Below are 18,540 nucleotides of genomic sequence, written 5' to 3' on the forward strand. Positions count from 1 at the left end.
CGGTGCCTCCAGCTTAGGACTCCGCCTGACCGGCCTTCCAATAGCCCATGAAGGAGATCCGACGCCGGTCGATCCCGGCCTCGTTGACGCACACGCGGCGGGCCGCGCGCACGACGGCGGCCTCCGCGGCCAGCCACACCGACAGCCCCGCGGGGTCCTCGCCGCGCTCTGCCCGGCCCCACACCAGCTCCCCGGGTTCGGCCCGCTGCGCGGCGATCCCCGCGGCGTCCTCCTCCGCGTCTCGCGGGACCAGCCCCAGCTCCTCCCGCAGCGCGCTCAGCAGCGCCCGACCCCGCACCTGCTCCGGGGCCCGCTCCAGCCAGCGCACCCGCACCTCGGGCCGGGCGGCCGCCTCCGGCAGGCCGGCGGCCAGCTCCCGCGCGTTGCCCGCGGGCACCTCCAGCAGCACGGCGGCCTGGGTTCCGGCGGGCAGGGCCTCCAGCACCGAGCAGGCCGCCGGCACCGCGGTCTCGTCCCCGCCCAGCAGGTACCGCTCGGCCCGGCCCGGATCCCAGGTCCCCCACAGGACGTCCTCCCGGGTCGGGCCCAGCAGGCTCAGTTCGTCGCCGACGCGCGCCGCGGCCGCCCAGGCGGCCCCCGGCCCCTGCTGGTCCCCGTGGCCGTGCAGCACGAAGTCGACGTCGATCTCCACCCCCGGGGTCCCTTCCGGGGAGGTCCACGGGCGGGCCGCGCGCAGCGTGTAGGTGCGCATCCACCCGCCGCGCTCGCGCGCCGAGGCGGCGAACCAGGCGCGGTGCCAGTCCGCGGCCTCCAGGTCCGGCAGCACCGGTCCCTCGTGCTCCGGGTGGGGCAGCAGCAGCTTGAGGTAGGCGTCCAGCACCGGGCCCGACCCGTCCCCGGCGGGCAGGGCCAGCTCGGTCAGCTCCGGAGCGGCCAGGCTCACCCGCAGGAAGTCCCGGCTCAGGGGCCGGACACGGGTCACCCGGGTGCGGAAGACGGTCATGGGTCGGCGCGGCATCGTGTCTCCTCTGGGTTCGGGTGCGGGTGCTCCGACGGCGTCGGGCGCGGGCTCACGAGGCGGGCGCGCCCGGTGCGGCGTCTTCGGACCCTGGCGCGGGGCGCTCGGCCTCCGGGGCGGGGCACGGGGGACGACGCCGGGGCACCACCACGGGGGCCCCGCCCTCCTCGGCGCGCAGCACCCGGGCGTCCAGGCCGAACACGCGCGCTAAGTGCTCCTCCGTGAGCACCTCCTCCGGGGCGCCGGCCACCTCGATGCGCCCGTCCTTCATGGCCACCAGGTGGTCCGCGGCCCGGGCGGCCAGGTTCAGCTCGTGCAGCACCATGACCACGGTGGTCCCGTGCTCGCGGTTCAGCTCCACCACCAGGTCCAGGACCTCCACCTGGTGGGCCAGGTCCAGGTAGGTCGTGGGCTCGTCCAGCAGCAGGACATCGGTCTGCTGGGCCAGGGCCATCGCGATCCACACCCGCTGGCGCTGCCCGCCGGACAGCTCCGCCACGGGCCGCTCGGCCAGCTCCCCGGTCCGGGTGGCCGCCAGCGCCCAGGCGACCGCGGCGTCGTCCTGCGCGGAGGCCCGGGAGAACAGCCCCTGGTGGGGGTAGCGCCCGCGGGAGACCAGGTCCGCGACCGTGATCCCGTCCGGGGCCACCGGCTGCTGCGGCAGCAGGCCCACGGTGCGGGCGAACTCCCTGGCCCCGAAGGAGCCGAGGGGTCGCCCGCCCAGGGTCACGGTCCCGGCGCTCGGGCGCAGCAGCCGGGAGAACCCGCGCAGCAGCGTCGATTTGCCGCAGCCGTTGGGCCCGATGATCGCGGTGACCCGCCCGGTCGGCACCCGCAGGCTCAGCTCCCGGACCACCCGACGGTCCCCGTAGCCCAGCTCCAGCCCCTCGGCCACCAGCTCCGGCGGACTCGAGCGCGGCGGGGCGCCGGGGGTCGTGCTCTCAGTGCTCATGCTCATGTCCTCTCCTTGTGCTCCCCCGCGACCAGCCACAGCAGGACCGGTGCTCCGATGAGTCCGGTGATCACGCCCACCGGCAAGCGGCCCCCGGGGATCAGGTTCGCCGCGGTGAAGTCCGCCAGCACCACCAGGATCGCGCCCACCAGCGCGGATCCGACGAGGGTGTGCCCGCCGCCGACCAGGCGCCGGGCGACGGGCCCGGAGACGAAGGCGACGAAGGCGATCGGCCCGGTCATCGACACCGCCACGGCCGCCAACGCGGTGGCCAGCCCGATGCCCAGCCACCGCACGGCGGTGACCGGGACCCCCAGGCCCGCGGCCAGCTCCTCCCCCACGGCCATCGCGTGCAGGGGGCGGGAGAGGAGCGCCAGCAGCGGCAGGAGCGCGATCAGCGCCGCGCCCGTCAGCCCGATCCGCTGCCAGGAGGAGGCCCCGAGAGAGCCGGTGAGCCAGATCGCGGCGTCGGCGGCCTGGTACACGCTCATCCGGGACAGCAGGTAGTTGGTCACGGCGATGGCCAGCACGGAGATCCCCAGCCCGGTGAGGATGAACCGCCCGCCCACGGCCTCCCCGGCCCCGGGGCCGCTCGCGGCCCGTCCGGAGACGCTGAGCAGGAACACCGCGACGGCGGCGAGCCCGGCCCCGATCAGCCCGCCCGCGGCCAGGCCGAGCCCCGCCGCGCCGAAGAACGCGGCCGAGGCGATCGCCCCCAGGCTCGCGGAGGCGCTGATGCCGATGACGTCCGGGCTGGCCAGGGGGTTGCGCAGCAGCAGCTGGAACACCGCCCCCGCGGTGCCGAAGGCCAGCCCGGCCAGGGCCCCGAGCACCGCGTGCGGCAGCTTGTCCTCCATGACGATGAAGGAGGCGGCGGGCGCGGCGTCCACGGTGCCCCCGCCGAGGATCGTGAGGAAGTCCGGGATGGTCACGGTGTAGGTGCCCAGCAGCACCCGCACGGCCATCGCGCCCAGCAGGGTCAGGCCCAGGACGGCGAGCACCGCTCGCGGGCGGCGTCGGGAGCGGGCGCGCAGCCGGGAGAGGTCCGCACCGGTCAGGGCCCGGTGCGCAGATGAAGGGGAGGTGCGGGTCGCGGCGGCGGTCACAGGCTCATCGCCTTCCGCGAGCGGATCGTCGCCAGGAACACGGGCACGCCGACGACGGCCATGCTGACCCCCACCTCCACCTCGGTCGGCGGCAGCACCACCCGCCCGACGGCGTCGGCCAGCAGCAGCACCACGGGACCGGCCAGGGCGCTCAGCGGCAGGATCCACCGGTAGTCCGGGCCGGTCAGCGAGCGCACCGCGTGCGGGACCATGAGCCCGACGAAGGCGATGGGCCCGGCCAGGGCCACGCCCGCCCCGCACAGGAGGGTGACCCCGGCGAAGACCAGGGCCCGGGCCGGCCCCACCCGGGTGCCCAGGGCGCGGGCCATGTCATCGCCCAGGGCGAAGCTGTTGACGGAGCGGGCCATCCCCACGGTCAGGAGCAGGCCCAGCAGGATCAGGGGCAGCAGGATCAGCACATCGGCGTAGGAGGCGCGGGTCAGGGCGCCCAGCTGCCACCGGCGGAAGGAGTCCAGGGTCTCCTGGTGCTGCAGGTTCATGGCCGAGGTCAGCGACGCCGCCCCGGCGGAGAACGCCGCCCCGACCAGGGCGAGCTTGATCGGCGTCGCCCCCTCGCGTCCGATGCTGGCGATCGCGTAGACCACCACCGCGGCCAGGCCCGCCCCGATCAGGGCCCACACGGCGATGGCCATGGTGCCGCTGATCCCGAGCAGGGTGATGCCCAGGACCACGGTGGCCGCCGCCCCGGCGTTGATCCCGAGGATCCCGGGATCGCCCAGCGGATTGCGGGTGACCCCCTGCATCGCCGCTCCCGCCGCGGCCAGGCTGGCGCCGATGACGACGCCGACGACGGTGCGGCGCACCCGATCCGCGACGATCACCCCGTCCGGGCTCACCGGATCGTCCAGCTCGGCCAGGGCGTGCCAGACGCGCGCGGGGCTCAGCGGGTTCGCCCCGATCAGGATGGAGGCGAGCACCGCCGCGGCGAGCAGGGCGAGCACGATCAGCAGCGCGGGGCCGCGGCGTCGAGAGCGCGCGGACGCGCCGGCCCCGGCCGCTCCCGCGGTGGGCGGGGCCGGTCGGGTCGGCGTCGTCTGGGCGGCGGACAGGGCGGACTACTCCCGACCGGTCTTGGCGGCCTGGGCCACCTTGTCGATGAAGTCCGTGTGCTCCACCAGCCAGTCCATGCCCAGCGGGGAGATGCCCAGGGCGAGGGTCTCCTTCTTGTCGGAGTCCAGCACGGAGGCGCCCTTGGCGATCGCGGGGATCTGCTTCAGGGTCGCGTTGTCCTCGATGGTCTGGACGTCGGAGTCCTTGTCGATCCAGGAGTAGATCATGTCCGACTTCAGATCGGCGGCCTTCTCGTTGGACCACTGGATGTAGAAGGTGTCGGCCTTCGCGTTCTTCACGGCGTCGGCCTCCTCCATCCCGAGGGACTTCATGAAGGTCACCCGGCCGTCGCCCTTGGTGTAGACGCTGATGGAGGGCTGCCCGTCGGTCACGGCCAGGGCCGAGGAGATGAAGGTGGCGCCCTTGAGCTCCTCGTGCTGGGCGGCCTTGTCCTGGATCTTCTCCTCGGTCTCGGAGATGACGGTCCCGGCGTGCTCGGGGCGGCCCAGGGCGGTGCCGATGACCTTGGTGTAGTCCTGCCAGGGGGTGGTCCACCCGTCGGAGTCCTTGGCGTGGGTCACCGTCGTGGCGATCTTGGAGAGCTTGTCGTAGGCCTCCTGGTCCACGGTGCCGACGACGGCGAGGATCAGGTCCGGCTCGAGCTTGGCGATCTCCTCGTAGTTGATGCCGTCGGTCTCGGTGAACCGCGTGGGCTGCTGCGCGCCGAGCTCCTTGATGCGGTCATCGAACCAGTCCGTGGAGTGGTTGGAGTTCTCCCCCCAGCCGACCTGCCCGGAGCCCACGGGCACGACGCCGAGGGACAGGGCCACCTCCGCGTTGATCCAGCCGATGCCGACGACGCGCTTCGGCTCGGCGTCGATGGTGGTCTTGCCGTAGGCGTGCTCGATGGTCACCGGGAAGGCATCCTGCTCGGCGGAGGAGGAGGCCGAGGCGGAGGAGCTGGAATCCGAGCCGCCGTTGGAGCCGGTGGAGCAGGCGGCCAGCGCGAGGGCCGCGGCGGAGGCGGCGGCGGTCTTGAGGAACGCGCCGCGGGTCAGAGAGGGCATGGGGGTCTCCTGTCGAGAGCCGGTGTGATTCTGCCGGTTCGGCGCCGCGCGCCGGACCCGCCCCATCCTAACCGCCCCGGACGCCATTAGCGCACTCGGATGTGCTGTTATCCCCAGACCCCGCCATGAGCACCGCCACGGTGCAGGGCCCGGGGGATGGTGCCTGGAAGGATGGAGAGCATGTCCTTCCTTCCGAATCCCGCCGCCTCCTCCCAGCCCTCGCCCCTGGATCCCGGGTGGGTGCCCCGCTGCGCCGTCTTCGACTGCGACGGGGTGCTGATGGACACCGAGCGGCAGTGGGTGGATTCCGTGGCCACCGTGGCGCGGGAGTACGGCCTGGCCGACCCCCAGGGTCTGGCGGAGGGGCTGACCGGGATGACCGCGGAGCAGATCGCCCACCGGGTGGCCGAGGCGGTGGCGGCCGAGCGCCTCCCGGGTCGGGCGTCGGCCCCCGGTTCCGCTTCCGCACCGGGAGCATGCGCGGGGGACGCCCGCGATCCGGAGGGGGCGGCCCCGGCGTCGTTGGAGGCGGAGATCCTCACCGCGCTGACGGACCTGGACATGGAGCGCCTGTCCCGCGGGGTGGATCTGCTGCCCGGGGCCCTGGAGCTGGTGCGCGCCCTGGCCGCCGTCATGCCGGTGGCGGTGGCCTCCAACTCCCGCCGGGACGTGCTGGATCTGAAGATGCGCTCCGGCGGCTACGCCCCGCTGCTGAGCACATGGGTCTCCACCGATGACGTGCCCGCCGGCAAGCCGGCCCCGGACATGTACGCGGAGGCGGTGCGGCGGATGGGCTGCGCACCGGGGCAGGCGGTGGCCTTCGAGGATTCCGCGCCCGGGGCCACCGCGGCGGTGCGGGCCGGGACTCGGGTGGTCGGCCTGGTCGCGGCCGACGGGAGCGGGGATCCCGTCTCGGCGCCGGGCTTCCCCGCGGCCGCACTGGTCTGCTCCTTCCTGGACCCCCAGTTCCTGGGGGTGGTGCGCGGGTGGACGGGTGCCCGCGCCGCGCGGCGGGATTAGCATCGGAAGGAGAACGTGACCTGCGGATCCGAGCGCGGCGGGAGGTGATGGGCGCATGGCACCTGAGATGGAGGGTGAGCCGCCGCTTTCGGGCGACGCCGCCCGCGCCGCGCGGCGGATGGTCGGCGGGATCTCCTTCGCCCTGTGCCTGCTCGGGGTGCTGACCGTGCTGGGCCTGCTCGCGCTGGGCCATCCCCGATGGACGCTGATCGGGGCGGCCCCGCTGCTGGCGGGAGTCGCCGGGATGATCGCGGTGCGACGCCGCCTGCACCCCGCCCTGCGGGATCCCGGCCAGCCGCGCCCGCGCACCCGCGGCAGGGGGTGGTTCCTGCTGCCGCTGGGGTTGGCGGTGCTCGGGTTGGCGGCGGTGATCGTGGGCAACCGGATGCCGGAGCTGCTGGCGGGCCGGGATCCCGGGTGGATCCGCAACATCGTGATGCTGTGGGTGGAGATCGGCTTCGTGCTGATCCTCGCCGGCGGGCTGGGCACCGGTCTGGTGGCCCTGTCTCTGTGGACCGTGCCGGATGAGGACGACGCGATCCTGCGCCGCACCGACTACGCCCGCCGGGCCCGCGAGCGCGAACGCCGTCGCGATGGCGGCGACCCCGGACTCTACGACTCCGACTGGCTGCGCGGCCGACGCCGCTGACCCGGCGCTCTCGTTCGCTCCCCTGCGCCGAGCCGGCGCTCCCGTTCCCACCTCCCCACCGAGCCGGCGCTCTCGTACCCGCAAACGCGTTTTTCGGGAACGGATGCGCCGGCTCGCGCATGTGGGTCCCCCGGGGATGCGCCGGCTCGCGCACGTGGGCCCCCGGGGAGACGGTGGATCACTCGTTCACCCCGCGAGGCGCCGCTCCAGCCCGTCCCGCACCCGCGGCCACTCCGCTCGCAGGACGCTGAAGTAGTCGACGTCGGCCACGGTCCCGTCAGCGGCGCGCCGGTACCCGCGCAGCGTGCCCTCGAAGCGGGCGCCGAGCCGGGCGATCGCCCGGTGGGAGCGGAGGTTCCGGTGATCGCAGCGCAGCGCGGCCCGGCCGACGTCGAGCTCCTCGAAGGCGTGCTTGAACAGCAGCAGCTTGCACACGGGGTTGACCCGGGTCCCCCACGCCGAGCGCAGGTAGACGGTGCTGCCGATCTCCGTGCGCAGGCCGGGGACCAGGTCGTAGAACGTGGTGCGGCCGAGCACGCGGCCCTCCTCCTCCACAGCGAAGGCCAGGCAGTCCGGGCGGTTGATGAGCGCGCAGAACTCCTCGGCCAGCGCCTCCGGGGAGGGCGGCAGGGGCGCCGACATCCCCGCCCACATCCGCTCATCCAGGTGCGGGTGCAGCACCTCGGCGTCCTCGGGCCTCAGGGGGCGCAGCAGCACCCCATCCCGTTCCAACCGCACCTCGTGACGCATCCGCGCTCCCTTCCCGACACCCAGCCCCGACGACGTCGGAACCCGACGACATCCGCCCCCGCCCCAGCCGATCCCCGAGGCCCATCCGACCCTGCTCACGATGCCCCAGGCGCCGTCGCCGACGGCTCTCACCGCGGCGCGCCCTCCCCTCTGTGACGCCGTATGACACCCGGTGTCGGCGTCGGTTTCATCTGCCGACGTCTTTGGAGAGGCCGGAAAACCCCGTGGTCTAATGGACGCATCGCGCCGCCGTCGGCGCTCCGCCGGCCCTGACCTGGGCCCGGAATCCGGTCGACCTTCCGGATCGGCGGGAGTCCGACGCGCGGCGTTTGCGCACCACCCGCCACCGCATCGAGGAAACCACCATGAAGAAGAAGCTGGGAGCACTGCTCGCCATCGTCCCCCTGACCTTCGGTCTGGCCGCCTGCGGCGGATCCGGTGACGGCGACGAGACCGTCAAGATCGCCATCACCGAGCACAACCAGGTCCAGGACACCCTGCAGGAGGAGGCGAAGAAGGAGGGCATCGACGTCGAGTACGTGGAGATGGGCGACTACTCCCGCCCCAACCCCGCCGTCGCCCAGGGGCAGGCGGATCTGAACTGGTTCCAGCACATCGCCTACCTGGCCAACTACAACGTGGACAACGACGACGACCTGCAGATCGTCGGCCCGACCTCGATCTACCCGCTGGGCCTGTACTCGAAGAAGTACAACAAGGTCGAGGACATCCCCCAGGGCGGGGAGATCGCGATCCCCAACGACGCCGTCAACGAGACCCGCGCGATCCTGGTGCTGAAGGCCGCCGGCCTGCTGACCCTCAAGGAGGACAAGGCCCAGCCCACCCAGGACGACGTGGACACCGCGAACTCCAAGGTCACCCTCACCGCGGTGGATGCCAAGCAGACCGTGGTGTCCATGGATTCGGTGGCCGCCTCCATCGTGAACAACACCTTCCTGGAGGATGCCGGCCTCTCGCCGGAGGACGCCCTGTACCAGGATGACCCGAAGAACGAGGACGCCCTGCCGTACGTGAACCTCTTCGTGTCCAAGAAGGGCGATGAGGACAACGAGACGTACCAGAAGATCGTGGACGTCTACCACTCGGACGCCGTGCAGGAAGCCGAGAAGAAGCAGTCCGGCGGCACCGCCGTGTCCGTGAGCAAGGACCGCACCGACGAGCTGCGCAAGGTGCAGACCAGGCTCGAGGACGAGAAGAAGAACAGCTGACCCGTCCCAGCCACACCCACCCGAGGGAAACCATGACAGCACAGACCCGCACCCGCCCCGAGCAGACCGGGACGGACATGGTGGTCCTGGACGGGGTGAGCAAGACCTTCCGGGTCGGCTCCCGCTCCGTGACCGCCGTCGACGACGTCAGCCTCACCATCCGCCGCGGCGAGATCTACGCGATCATCGGCTACTCCGGGGCCGGCAAATCCACCCTGGTGCGCCTGATCAACGGCCTGGAGACCGTGACCTCCGGGACCCTGACCGTGGACGGGCAGGAGATCTCCGGGGCCGGGGAATCCCGGCTGCGGCGGATCCGCACGGAGATCGGCATGATCTTCCAGCAGTTCAACCTGATGAACTCCAAGACGGTCGCGGCCAACGTGGAGTTCCCGCTGAAGATCGCCGGCTGGTCCAAGGAGAGGCGCCGGGCGCGGGTCGCGGAGCTGCTGGAGTTCGTGGGGCTGGCGGACAAGGCGAAGAGCCATCCGGATCAGCTCTCCGGCGGGCAGAAGCAGCGGGTGGGCATCGCCCGGGCCCTGGCCACGGAGCCGCACCTGCTGCTGGCCGACGAGTCCACCTCCGCGCTGGACCCGGAGACCACCGAGGAGGTCCTGGACCTGCTCAAGCGGGTCAACGAGGACCTGGGCATCACGATCGTGGTCATCACCCACGAGATGGACGTCGTCGCGAAGATCGCGGACCGGGTGGCCGTGATGGAGAAGGGCCGCGTGGTGGAGGAGGGCAACGTCTACGACGTGTTCTCCGATCCCCAGACGGCCCCGGCCCAGCGCTTCGTGTCCACCACCGTGAAGCAGGCGCCGACCGGGGATGAGGCCGCGGAGCTGAAGGCCCGGCACCGCGGGCACCTGGTCAACGTGGAGATCCACGATCAGGCCGAGGTCGGGCAGGTGCTGTCCCGACTCGGGGAGCGCGGGGTCACCTTCACCGTGGTGCAGGGCGGGTTGGAGACCCTGCAGGGCCGCACCTACGGCCGCCTGACCCTGGAGCTGCTCGGCGAGGTCACCGCGATCGACGCCGCCGTGGAGCAGCTGAAGCTCGTGACCACCGTGAAGGAGGTGCGCGCCTGATGCACGCACAGTTCGACGCCGCCCTCGCCCACGCCCCGGTGCTGGCGGCCAAGACCACCGACTGGGACACGGTGCTGCCGAAGATCGGTCCGGCCGTGACCGAGACCCTGCAGATGGTGCTGGTGACGATGGTCCTGGCCGGGATCTTCGGTCTGATCATCGGGACCCTGCTGTACACCACCCGCTCGGGCAGCATCCTCGCCAACCGGCCGGTCAACGCGCTGCTGAACTTCCTGGTCAACCTGATCCGCCCGATCCCCTTCGTGATCCTGCTGGCCGCGCTGAGCCCGGTCATGCTGCAGACCATCGGCACCAGCATCGGGATCAAGGCGGGCATCTTCGCGATGGTGGTGGCCGCGACCTTCGCGATCTCCCGGATCGTGGAGCAGAACCTCGTCTCCATCGACCCCGGGGTGATCGAGGCCGCCCGCGCGATGGGCGCCTCGAAGCTGCGGATCATGTTCTCGGTGATGCTGCCGGAGGCCCTGGGTCCGCTGATCCTCGGATACACGTTCATCGTCATCGGCGTCGTGGACATGTCCGCGATGGCCGGCGCGGTGGGCGGCGGCGGCATCGGCGACTTCGCGATCCGCTACGGCTACCAGCGCTTCGACTGGAACGTGACCCTGGTGGCGATCATCATCATCGTGATCCTGGTGCAGCTGGTGCAGCTGGTCGGCAACCTGCTGGCCCGGAAGATCATGCGCCGCTAGTCGGAGGCGCGGTCGAGCTTGGCCTCCACCTGCTTCTTGACCTCCCGGCGCAGGGTCTTGCCGAGCATGGAGCGGGGGAACTCCTCGACCTCTACGATCCTTCGGGGCACCTTGTACCGGGTGACCTTGGTGTAGCAGTGCTCGCGCAGCGCCTGCTCGTCCAGGGCGGTGCCGGGGCTCATGATGACGGCGGCCACGACCTCCTCCCCGCCCTTCGCGGAGGGGATCCCGACGACGGCGGCGTCGACCACCGGGTCGAAGGTCTTCAGGGCCGTCTCCACCTCGGACGGGGAGACGTTGAAGCCCCCGGTGATGATGATCTCCTTGACCCGGTCCACGACGAACAGGAACCCGTCCTCGTCCATGGTCACCACATCCCCGGTGCGCAGCCAGCCGTCCGCGGTGAGGGTCTCCCGGGTGGCGACCTCGTTCTTCCAGTACCCCTGGAACTCCTGGGGGCCCTTGACCCACAGCTCGCCGGGGCGCCCCTCGGCGGCGTCCTCACCCGTGTCCGGATCCACCCGGCGGATGAGGGTGGAGGGGAAGGGGATGCCGATGGACCCGGCCCGGCGGGTGTCGTTGAGCGGGTTGCAGGAGACCAGCGGGGCGCATTCGGTCAGCCCGTAGCCCTCCACCAGGTAGCCCCCGGTGCGGGTCTCCCACGCCTGGACCAGCTCCACGGGCAGGTTCATCGCCCCGGAGACCGAGTACTTGATCCCGGACAGGCTCACGCCCCGCTCGTCCGCGGCCTCCAGCAGCCGCTGGTAGACGGGCGGGACCGCCGGGAGGATGGTCGGCGGGGACTTGCGCATGGCCGTGAGGATCAGGTCGATGTCCACAGTCGGGAACAGCACGAGCTTGGCCCGGATGGCCATCGCGATGCCCAGGCCCAGGGTCATCCCGTAGGCGTGGAACAGGGGCAGCACGGCGTAGATGGTCTCGTGCTCATCCGGCTGGATCCACTCCCGGCCCATCGCGGCGTTGGATTCCAGGTTCCGGTGGGTGAGCACCACGCCCTTGGGGGTCCCGGAAGTCCCGGAGGTGTACATCAGCAGGGCGAGGTCCCGGGCGGTGGGGCGGCGGTGGTCCTCGGCGATGGGCGCGTTCTTCAGCAGCTGGCGCCACGGGATGCACCCGCGGGCCGGGCCCTCCAGCTTCGCCCTAGCGGCCTTGGCCTTCCCGACGGGCAGCTTCAGGGCCAGGCGCATCCCGGCGGGCATCGCCTCCACCATGTTCACCGCGATGATCCTGCGCGGCCGCAGGTCGTAGGGCAGGTCCGTGATGTTCGCGGCGGCCTTGTCCCACACGATCGCGATCTTCGCCCCGTGGTTCTCGAACTGGTGGCGCAGCTCCCCGGCCGTGTACAGGGGGTTGTGCTCCACGACGACGCCGCCGACCCGCAGGATCGCGTAGAAGGCGACCACGTGCTGCGGGCAGTTGGGCAGCACGAGCGCCACCCGGTCCCCGGGCTGCACCCCCATGACCCGCAGCCCTTCGGCCACGCGGGAGACCTGCTCGGCCAGCTGCGCGTACGTCGTCCTCGCGCCGAAGAACTCCAGGGCCGGTCGGGTTCCGGCCCGCCGCGCGGATTCCTCGAACACGTGGACCAGGGAGGTCTCCGGCAGGTCCAGGTCGTGGGCCACGCCGGGGTTGTAGTTCTTCAGCCAGGGCCGCGGCGGCGCGGCGGGGGACGTATCAACCATGGGGGAGATTCTACCGATCGGCTTCGCACCGGTGACCTGGAATACTGGTGGCCCATGAGCACTCCCCGCCGCCCCCAGCGCACCCGTCCGTTCACCGAGGCCGAGGTCCGCCAGGTCATGAAGCAGATCAACCGGCGGCTGCTGGTCGCCACGGGCGTCGCCATCGGCGTCGGTCTGCTGGTGATCCTGCTCGTGGTGATCTTCGGGCGCTGAGCCGACGGCCCCGCACGCCATTCCCCTTCCCCACCTTCCGAGGAGCATGTCCATGTCCGAGCACAGCGATCCCGTCCGTTCCGCGGCCCCCTCCCCCGCCCCCGGCGACGCCGAGCTGAGCATGCGGGAGCGGATGCACGCGGGTCTGCCCTACCGCAGCGGCGGAGCCACCCCCGCCGAGGGTGCCGACGGCGTCGTGCACCGCAGCTCCGGGGAGGCCGCCGCGATGGCCGCCCGCTACGGGGAGCTGATGCTCAGCGATCGCTCGGCGGCCCAGGAGCTGCTGGGCGAGCTGCTGGGCTCGGTGGGCGAGCACGTGGCGATCCGCCCGCCCCTGCACGTGGACTACGGGTACAACATCCACGTGGGCAGCCGGGTCTTCGCGAACTTCGGGCTCACGGCCCTGGACGTCACCGAGATCCGCATCGGCGACGACGTGCAGATCGGCCCGCACGTGCAGCTGCTGTGCCCCACCCACCCCCTGAACCCGGTGGATCGGAAGCGGCAGTGGGAGGGCGGGCTGCCCATCACGATCGAGGACAACGTGTGGCTCGGCGGCGGGGCGATCGTGCTGGCCGGGGTCTCCGTGGGGCGGGATGCGGTGGTGGCCGCCGGTGCCGTGGTGACCCGTGACGTGCCGCCGGGCACGGTGGTCGCCGGGGCCCCGGCCCGGGTGATCCGCCGGATCGATCCGACCGAGCGGACGGGGCAGTACGCCCTGGAGAATTTCCCGGCCGAGTACCGGGATCAGGTGCGCGCGGAGGAGGGCCGGTGAGCCGGGACGGACGGACGCCGTGGCGCTCCTCCGAATCATCGGGAGCGGATGGGGCCGGGGATGGCTGGGTGGATGACGGCACCACCCGCCCCCTGGAGCCCGGCTCCTCGCGGGACGGCGGGTGGTGGGATCCGGATGCCCAGGCCACGCAGGTGATCCGGGATCCCGAGGCCACCGAGGTGCTGGGCGCCGCCCCGCGGCACCTGTCCGCCGTCGAGGGGGACCCGGAGGCCACGCAGGTGCTGGAGGATCCCGACGCCACGCGGGTGCTGGGTGCGGGCTCCCACCCGGCGGATCCCAGCGCGACCCGGGTGCTGGATGCCCCCGGGGCCCCCGGATCGCGGCGCGACGCCTCGACGGCCTGGCTCGAGTCCCCGCACGCTCCCGGCGGCGCGGGGACCTACGGGGAGGAGGAGCCGGCCCGGGTGCTCTCCGGGGAGCAGCTGCGCACGGTCGTGGTGGCCCGGCAGAAGGAGGAGTACGCGCGGGTGCAGCTGCTGCCCGGGCTGCTCGGCTGGCTGGCGGCCCTGCCGCTGACCGGCTTCCTGGTGTGGCTGGCGCAGCAGGCGCTGCCGCGCTTCGGCGTCGGACCCGCCCCGGAGTCCTCCGGCGCGGCCCTGTCCGGTCTGGGCGCGGGGGAAGCGGATGCCGGGATGTGGGTGCTGGCCTACGCGGTGGCCGTGTTCCTGGGGTATCTGGGCGGCGGCTACGCCGCGGGCCGGGCGGCCCGCTTCGGCGGAGCCAAGCAGGGCGTCGGGGTGTTCCTGTGGTTCCTGATGATCACGGCGGTGTCCAGCATCGTCGTGCAGGCCCTGGGTCTGGGGGCCGCCGGCGGGACGATGCCGGTCGCGGCCCAGGACTACGGCGGGGCGAACCTCGGGTGGACGGGCCTGACGGTGGCCGGCACCGCGCTGATCGCGCTGGCCGCGGCCACCTTGGGCGGGTGGTGGGGCACCGCCTACCACCGCCGCGCGGACCGATGGGGCTTCCAGGCGTTCTGAGCGTCCCGGGCAGGGACGTGGGGCGACCGTCCGCCTGGCGCGGCCGGTCGCGGATCTCGGACGTCGTCCTCACCGGCCAGGAGTCCCTCCGCCTCCTCGGGAGCCGCCGTCCCACCCGAGCCCCGCCTCGGAGCGGGGGCTCGGATGGTCCGACGGCTCCGGATCCTCACATATCCAGCAGCAGGGCCGGCTCCTCGAGCACCGAGGCGACGTCGGCCATGAACCGGGCGGAGAGGTCCCCGTCCACGATCCGGTGATCGAAGGAACCGCCCAGGGTGGTCACCCAGCGGGGGATGACCTCCCCGTCCACCACCCACGGTTTCTGCTTGATGGTCCCGAAGGCGACGATCGCCGCCTCACCGGGGTTGATGATGGGGGTTCCGGTGTCGATGCCCAGGGCGCCGATGTTGGTGATGGTCAGCGTCCCGCCGGTCATATCCCCCGGCTGGGTCTTGCCCTCGCGGGCCGTCTTGGTCAGCGCCTGGATCGCCACCGCGAGCTCGCGCAGGGACAGCTCCTGGGCGTCCTTGATGTTCGGGACCATGAGCCCGCGCGGGGTAGCCGCGGCGATGCCGAGGTTGATGTACCGCTTGATGAGGATCTCCGAGTCCGTCCAGGAGGAGTTCACCTGCGGGTTGCGCGCGGTGGCCCAGATGATCGCCTTCGCCAGGATCAGCAGCGGCGTGACCTTCACCCCCTCGAAGCTCGGGGAGGCCTTCAGCCGCTTGACGAACTCCATGGTCCGGGAGGCGTCCACGTCCACGAAGATCGACACGTGCGGGGCCTCGAAGGCGGACTTGACCATGGCCTTGGCCGTCACCTTCCGCACGCCCTTGACGGGCACCCGCTCCAGCCGGTCCCCGCCGCGGCCCTGCGGGATCCAAAAGTGCTCGGGCTTGGCCGCCTCCAGATCCTGGCTGTTCGCGGCGTAGTTGATCAGGTCCTTCTGCGTGACCTGGCCCTGCGCTCCCGTGCCCGGCACATCGGCGAGGTCGATGCCGAGGTCCTTGGCGGCCTTGCGCACCGGCGGCTTGGCGAGGGTGGGACGACGCGGCGGCTCCCCCGGGACCCGCTGGTGGGCGTCCGGGGTGGGCATCGGCTCGTCGTGGGAGCGACCCGGCAGCCGGTTCAGGGCATCGCGGGCCCGCTCGGCGAGGTTCGCCCCGAAGGTCCCCGCGCTGAAGGAGTTGAGCCCGGCCAGAGGCCCGCGCCGGTGCTCCTCGGCCGGAGGGGTCGGCGGGGTCTGGGGCGCTGGGGACGGCTCGACGACGCCGCTGGGGCGCTTCCGGGCCCGACGACGCACGGGATCCGCCTTCGGTCCGGAGCCCACCAGGGCCGCCCCGCCCTCGGAGCCGGCAGGGGAGCCGGCCGGGGAATCGGCGGGGGATCCGCCCGGGGCGCGGGAGGACGAGCCGCCCTCCCGGCCGGCGGTCCCGGTGGTCTCGGGGTGCCGCCCGGTCCCGGCCGCATCGGGGGCCTCCCCCGGCGCGCCGACCGGGGCGGACCGGTCACCGGGTCCCGCACCGTCGGCCTCCTCGGCCGCACCGGCGGGGGCCTCGGGGTCCCCGGAGTCCTCGGCAGCGTCCGCCCCGGCGATCTCGATCAGCGGGGCGCCGACCTCCACGGTCTGCCCCTCCTCGGCGAGGATCCGGCGCACCGTGCCCGCGAAGGGCGAGGGCAGCTCGACCACGGACTTCGCGGTCTCGATCTCCACGATCACCTGGTTGGATTCCACCGTGTGACCGGGGGCGACCTTCCAGGAGAGGATCTCCGCCTCGGTCAGTCCCTCCCCGACGTCCGGGAGGGTGAAGATGTCAGTCATGGCTCACTCCTGTGCCGGCAGCAAGCCGGCGTCGCGACCACCGCGCGCGGCGCGGGGGCCAGGGAACTTCAGTACGCGAAGGAACGGTCGAAGGCCTCCAGCAGGCGGTCGATGTCCGGGAGGTAGTCCCCCTCCACCGCGGCCACCGGGTAGGGCATGTGGTACCCGCCCACGCGCAGCACGGGCGCCTCCAGGGCGTAGAAGCAGCGCTGCGCGATCTGCGCGGCCAGCTCCCCGCCGATCCCGCCGAAGCTCGGCGCCTCGTGGGCGATGACCAGCCGACCCGTCTTGTGCACGGAGGCCGCCACGGCGTCGACGTCCAGGGGGGAGATGCTGCGCAGGTCCAGGACCTCGATGCTGCGCCCGTCCTCCTGTGCGGCCTGGGCGGCCGCCAGCGCCACCGGCACCAGCGGGCCGTAGGCGGCCAGGGTCAGGTCGCGGCCCTCGCGCACGATCTGCGCCCGCTGGGTGTCCGCGGTGATCCGCCGGTCCACCTCGCCCTTGAGCCAGTAGCGGCGCTTGGGCTCCAGGAAGATCACCGGGTCATCCGAGGAGATCGCCTCGCGCAGCATCGAGTAGGCGTCCTGCGGGGTGGAGGGGGTCATCACCCGCAGCCCCGCGGTGTGGGCGAACAGCGCCTCCGGGGACTCCGAGTGGTGCTCGATCGAGCCGATGTTCCCTCCGTCGGGGATCCGCACGACGACGGGCAGGCTCAGGTGCCCGCCCGAGCGAGCCCGGATCTTCGCCAGCTGCGAGGTGATCTGGTTGAAGGCCGGGAACACGAAGCCGTCGAACTGGATCTCGCACACCGGCCGGTACCCGCGCAGGGCCAGGCCGATCGCGGTGCCCACGATCCCGGCCTCCCCGAGCGGGGTGTCCATGACCCGGTGGGCCCCGTAGGTCTGCTTCAGCCCCTGGGTGACCCGGAAGACCCCGCCCAGGGTCCCGATGTCCTCGCCCATCAGCAGGACCTTCTCGTCCTCGGCCATGGCATCGTCCATGGCCAGGTTCAGGGCCTTCGCCATCGGCAGGGTCTGCACCTCGGGGCGCGGCTCGTCGTGGGCGGTCGCGGAGCGGCGGATCTCCGTCTCCGGGATGCCGGCGCCCGGGGCCTCGGGCTCCGGAACGCGGTCGGTCGGCGTCGTCTCGGGTCCGGTGCCGGACCCGGCTGATTCGCGGGGTGCCATCATCTCAGCGCTCCTCCTCGTGCTCGCCGTCGGCCGCCGCATCGGCGAAGCCCGCCTCATACTCCCGGAACCACGCCTTCTCCGCGGCCGTGAGGCTGTTCGGCTCGGCGTAGACCCGGTCGAAGAACTCCTCCAGCCCGGGGGCCGGCACCGCCAGGGCGGCCTCCCGGATGGATCGGGCGCCCTCCCTGGCCTGCGCCTCGGCCTGCTCGAAGAACTCCTCGGGCGTCCCTTCGGCGCGCAGGTGCCGCTCCAGGCGCACCAGCGGATCCTTGGCCCCCCACTCCTGCTCCTCCTCGCGGGTGCGGTACTTGGTGGGGTCATCGGCGGTGGTGTGCGCGCCGAGCCGGTAGGTCTCCGCCTCGATGAGCACCGGCCCCTGCCCGCGCCGGATCTTCTCCAGGGCGTAGGCAGTCACCGCATAGACGCCGAGGAGGTCGTTGCCGTCCACCCGGATCCCCTCGAAGCCGTAGCCGGCGGCCCGCTCGGCCAGGGGGACGCGGGACTGGGTGGCGAACGGCACGGAGATCGCCCAGCGGTTGTTCTGCACGAAGAAGAGCACCGGGGCGTCGTAGGAGGCGGCGAAGACCATGGACTCGTGCGCCTCCCCCTCGGTGGAGGAGCCGTCCCCGAAGTACACGACGGTCGCCTCGTCCCGGGCGCCGTCCAGCTTCTGCCCCATGGCGTACCCCACGGCATGCGGGATCTGGGAGGCCAGGACGAAGGAGTACAGGTGGAAGCGGTGCTCCTGCGGGATCCAGCCGTGGCCGGAGACCCCGCGGAAGATCGTGAGCAGCTGGGCGAGGTCCACGCCGCGGTGCATCGCCAGGGCGTGCTCGCGATAGGACGGGAAGACGTAATCCGTGGGGCGCATCGCCATCCCGGAGCCGATCTGCGCGGCCTCCTGCCCCTTGGAGGGGACCCACAGCGCCAGCTTGCCCTGCCGCTGCAGGGCGGTGGCCTCGTCGTCGAAGCGGCGCACGGCGAGCATCTGCCGGTAGGCCTCCTCCAGGTGCTGCCGGGACAGCTCCCGCAGGTACGGGTCGAAGCGCGGGTCTGCGGTGCGGCGCCCGTCCTGGTCCAGGATGCGGACCAGCGGCAGGGCTCCTGCGACGGCGCCCGGGTGGGCGGCGGACGCCTCCGGCGAGGTGACCATGGATCCTCCGTGGCTGGGGTGGATGGGCGGCGTCGCGAAGAGGGGCCGTGGAGCGG

The 18,540-nt window shown here is 72.6% G+C and carries 18 protein-coding genes; 8 read left to right on the forward strand and 10 right to left on the reverse strand.

Annotated elements, in window-relative coordinates; genetic code table 11:
- Positions 1–13: 13 nt before the first annotated feature.
- The 5 genes from I6G21_RS02415 to I6G21_RS02435 form a co-directional block, all read right to left on the reverse strand.
- Positions 14–979 (reverse strand): siderophore-interacting protein, encoded by a 966-nt coding sequence (locus I6G21_RS02415; protein ID WP_129357689.1) that lies wholly within the window; start codon positions 977–979, stop codon positions 14–16.
- 52 nt (positions 980–1,031) lie between these two features.
- On the reverse strand, positions 1,032–1,937 hold the full coding sequence (locus I6G21_RS02420) for an ABC transporter ATP-binding protein (protein ID WP_197939455.1): 906 nt from the start codon (positions 1,935–1,937) through the stop codon (positions 1,032–1,034).
- On the reverse strand, positions 1,934–3,037 hold the full coding sequence (locus I6G21_RS02425) for a FecCD family ABC transporter permease (RefSeq protein WP_224799637.1): 1,104 nt from the start codon (positions 3,035–3,037) through the stop codon (positions 1,934–1,936). The genes I6G21_RS02420 and I6G21_RS02425 overlap by 4 nt, the downstream gene beginning before the upstream one ends.
- Positions 3,034–3,999 (reverse strand): FecCD family ABC transporter permease, encoded by a 966-nt coding sequence (locus I6G21_RS02430; RefSeq protein ID WP_232238490.1) that lies wholly within the window; start codon positions 3,997–3,999, stop codon positions 3,034–3,036. The genes I6G21_RS02425 and I6G21_RS02430 overlap by 4 nt, the downstream gene beginning before the upstream one ends.
- A 114-nt stretch (positions 4,000–4,113) precedes the next feature.
- Positions 4,114–5,175 (reverse strand): ABC transporter substrate-binding protein, encoded by a 1,062-nt coding sequence (locus I6G21_RS02435; RefSeq protein ID WP_129357687.1) that lies wholly within the window; start codon positions 5,173–5,175, stop codon positions 4,114–4,116.
- A gap of 180 nt (positions 5,176–5,355) precedes the next feature.
- Between I6G21_RS02435 and I6G21_RS02440 the strand changes: the two genes are divergently transcribed.
- The gene (locus I6G21_RS02440) at positions 5,356–6,195 is read left to right on the forward strand and encodes an HAD family hydrolase (protein ID WP_165869982.1); all 840 of its coding nucleotides are present in this window, start codon (positions 5,356–5,358) and stop codon (positions 6,193–6,195) included.
- Between the two features lie 55 nt (positions 6,196–6,250).
- Complete coding sequence (locus I6G21_RS02445; RefSeq protein ID WP_129357685.1) at positions 6,251–6,844, forward strand: hypothetical protein; 594 nt, start codon at positions 6,251–6,253, stop codon at positions 6,842–6,844.
- Positions 6,845–7,030: 186 nt separating this feature from the next.
- On the opposite strand, the gene I6G21_RS02450 is transcribed toward I6G21_RS02445, so the two are convergent.
- Positions 7,031–7,594, reverse strand: coding sequence for a GNAT family N-acetyltransferase (locus I6G21_RS02450; protein WP_129357684.1), 564 nt, complete (start codon positions 7,592–7,594; stop codon positions 7,031–7,033).
- 365 nt (positions 7,595–7,959) lie between these two features.
- On the opposite strand from I6G21_RS02450, the gene I6G21_RS02455 reads away from it, so the two are divergent.
- From I6G21_RS02455 to I6G21_RS02465, 3 genes are read left to right on the forward strand one after another with little or no spacing between them, the layout of a single operon-like run.
- Positions 7,960–8,823, forward strand: coding sequence for a MetQ/NlpA family ABC transporter substrate-binding protein (locus I6G21_RS02455; protein WP_129357683.1), 864 nt, complete (start codon positions 7,960–7,962; stop codon positions 8,821–8,823).
- A gap of 32 nt (positions 8,824–8,855) precedes the next feature.
- Positions 8,856–9,914, forward strand: a complete 1,059-nt coding sequence (locus I6G21_RS02460; RefSeq protein ID WP_408015183.1) for a methionine ABC transporter ATP-binding protein — start codon at positions 8,856–8,858, stop codon at positions 9,912–9,914.
- Positions 9,914–10,627, forward strand: a complete 714-nt coding sequence (locus I6G21_RS02465; RefSeq protein WP_058730821.1) for a methionine ABC transporter permease — start codon at positions 9,914–9,916, stop codon at positions 10,625–10,627. The genes I6G21_RS02460 and I6G21_RS02465 overlap by 1 nt, the downstream gene beginning before the upstream one ends.
- On the opposite strand, the gene I6G21_RS02470 is transcribed toward I6G21_RS02465, so the two are convergent.
- Positions 10,624–12,330, reverse strand: coding sequence for a long-chain-fatty-acid--CoA ligase (locus tag I6G21_RS02470; protein WP_129357682.1), 1,707 nt, complete (start codon positions 12,328–12,330; stop codon positions 10,624–10,626). The two genes, I6G21_RS02465 and I6G21_RS02470, sit on opposite strands and share 4 nt — an antisense overlap.
- A 54-nt stretch (positions 12,331–12,384) precedes the next feature.
- Between I6G21_RS02470 and I6G21_RS02475 the strand changes: the two genes are divergently transcribed.
- Genes I6G21_RS02475 through I6G21_RS02485 form a run of 3 tightly spaced genes read left to right on the forward strand, consistent with a single transcriptional unit; the run spans position 12,385 to position 14,319 of the window.
- Positions 12,385–12,543: a hypothetical protein gene (locus tag I6G21_RS02475; protein WP_165590101.1), complete on the forward strand. Its 159-nt coding sequence runs from the start codon at positions 12,385–12,387 to the stop codon at positions 12,541–12,543.
- 52 nt (positions 12,544–12,595) lie between these two features.
- The gene (locus I6G21_RS02480; RefSeq protein ID WP_232238491.1) at positions 12,596–13,318 is read left to right on the forward strand and encodes a sugar O-acetyltransferase; all 723 of its coding nucleotides are present in this window, start codon (positions 12,596–12,598) and stop codon (positions 13,316–13,318) included.
- Positions 13,315–14,319 carry a hypothetical protein gene (locus I6G21_RS02485; RefSeq protein WP_129357681.1) on the forward strand — a complete coding sequence of 335 codons (1,005 nt, stop codon included), beginning with the start codon at positions 13,315–13,317 and terminating at the stop codon, positions 14,317–14,319. The genes I6G21_RS02480 and I6G21_RS02485 overlap by 4 nt, the downstream gene beginning before the upstream one ends.
- Positions 14,320–14,485: 166 nt before the next feature.
- Here the strand turns inward: I6G21_RS02485 and I6G21_RS02490 are convergent, their stop codons facing one another.
- From I6G21_RS02490 to pdhA, 3 genes are all read right to left on the reverse strand, one after another.
- The gene (locus I6G21_RS02490; RefSeq protein WP_100464185.1) at positions 14,486–16,141 is read right to left on the reverse strand and encodes a dihydrolipoamide acetyltransferase family protein; all 1,656 of its coding nucleotides are present in this window, start codon (positions 16,139–16,141) and stop codon (positions 14,486–14,488) included.
- Positions 16,142–16,209: 68 nt separating this feature from the next.
- A complete protein-coding gene (locus tag I6G21_RS02495) occupies positions 16,210–17,181 on the reverse strand; it encodes an alpha-ketoacid dehydrogenase subunit beta (RefSeq protein ID WP_058731827.1) in 972 nt (323 codons plus the stop codon).
- A gap of 151 nt (positions 17,182–17,332) precedes the next feature.
- Positions 17,333–18,484, reverse strand: coding sequence for a pyruvate dehydrogenase (acetyl-transferring) E1 component subunit alpha (pdhA, locus tag I6G21_RS02500; protein WP_058731825.1), 1,152 nt, complete (start codon positions 18,482–18,484; stop codon positions 17,333–17,335).
- Between the last annotated feature and the right edge of the window lie 56 nt (positions 18,485–18,540).

The sequence above is a fragment of the Rothia kristinae genome, from assembly GCF_016028855.1.
In the GTDB taxonomy this organism is placed as follows: Bacteria; Actinomycetota; Actinomycetes; order Actinomycetales; family Micrococcaceae; genus Rothia; species Rothia kristinae.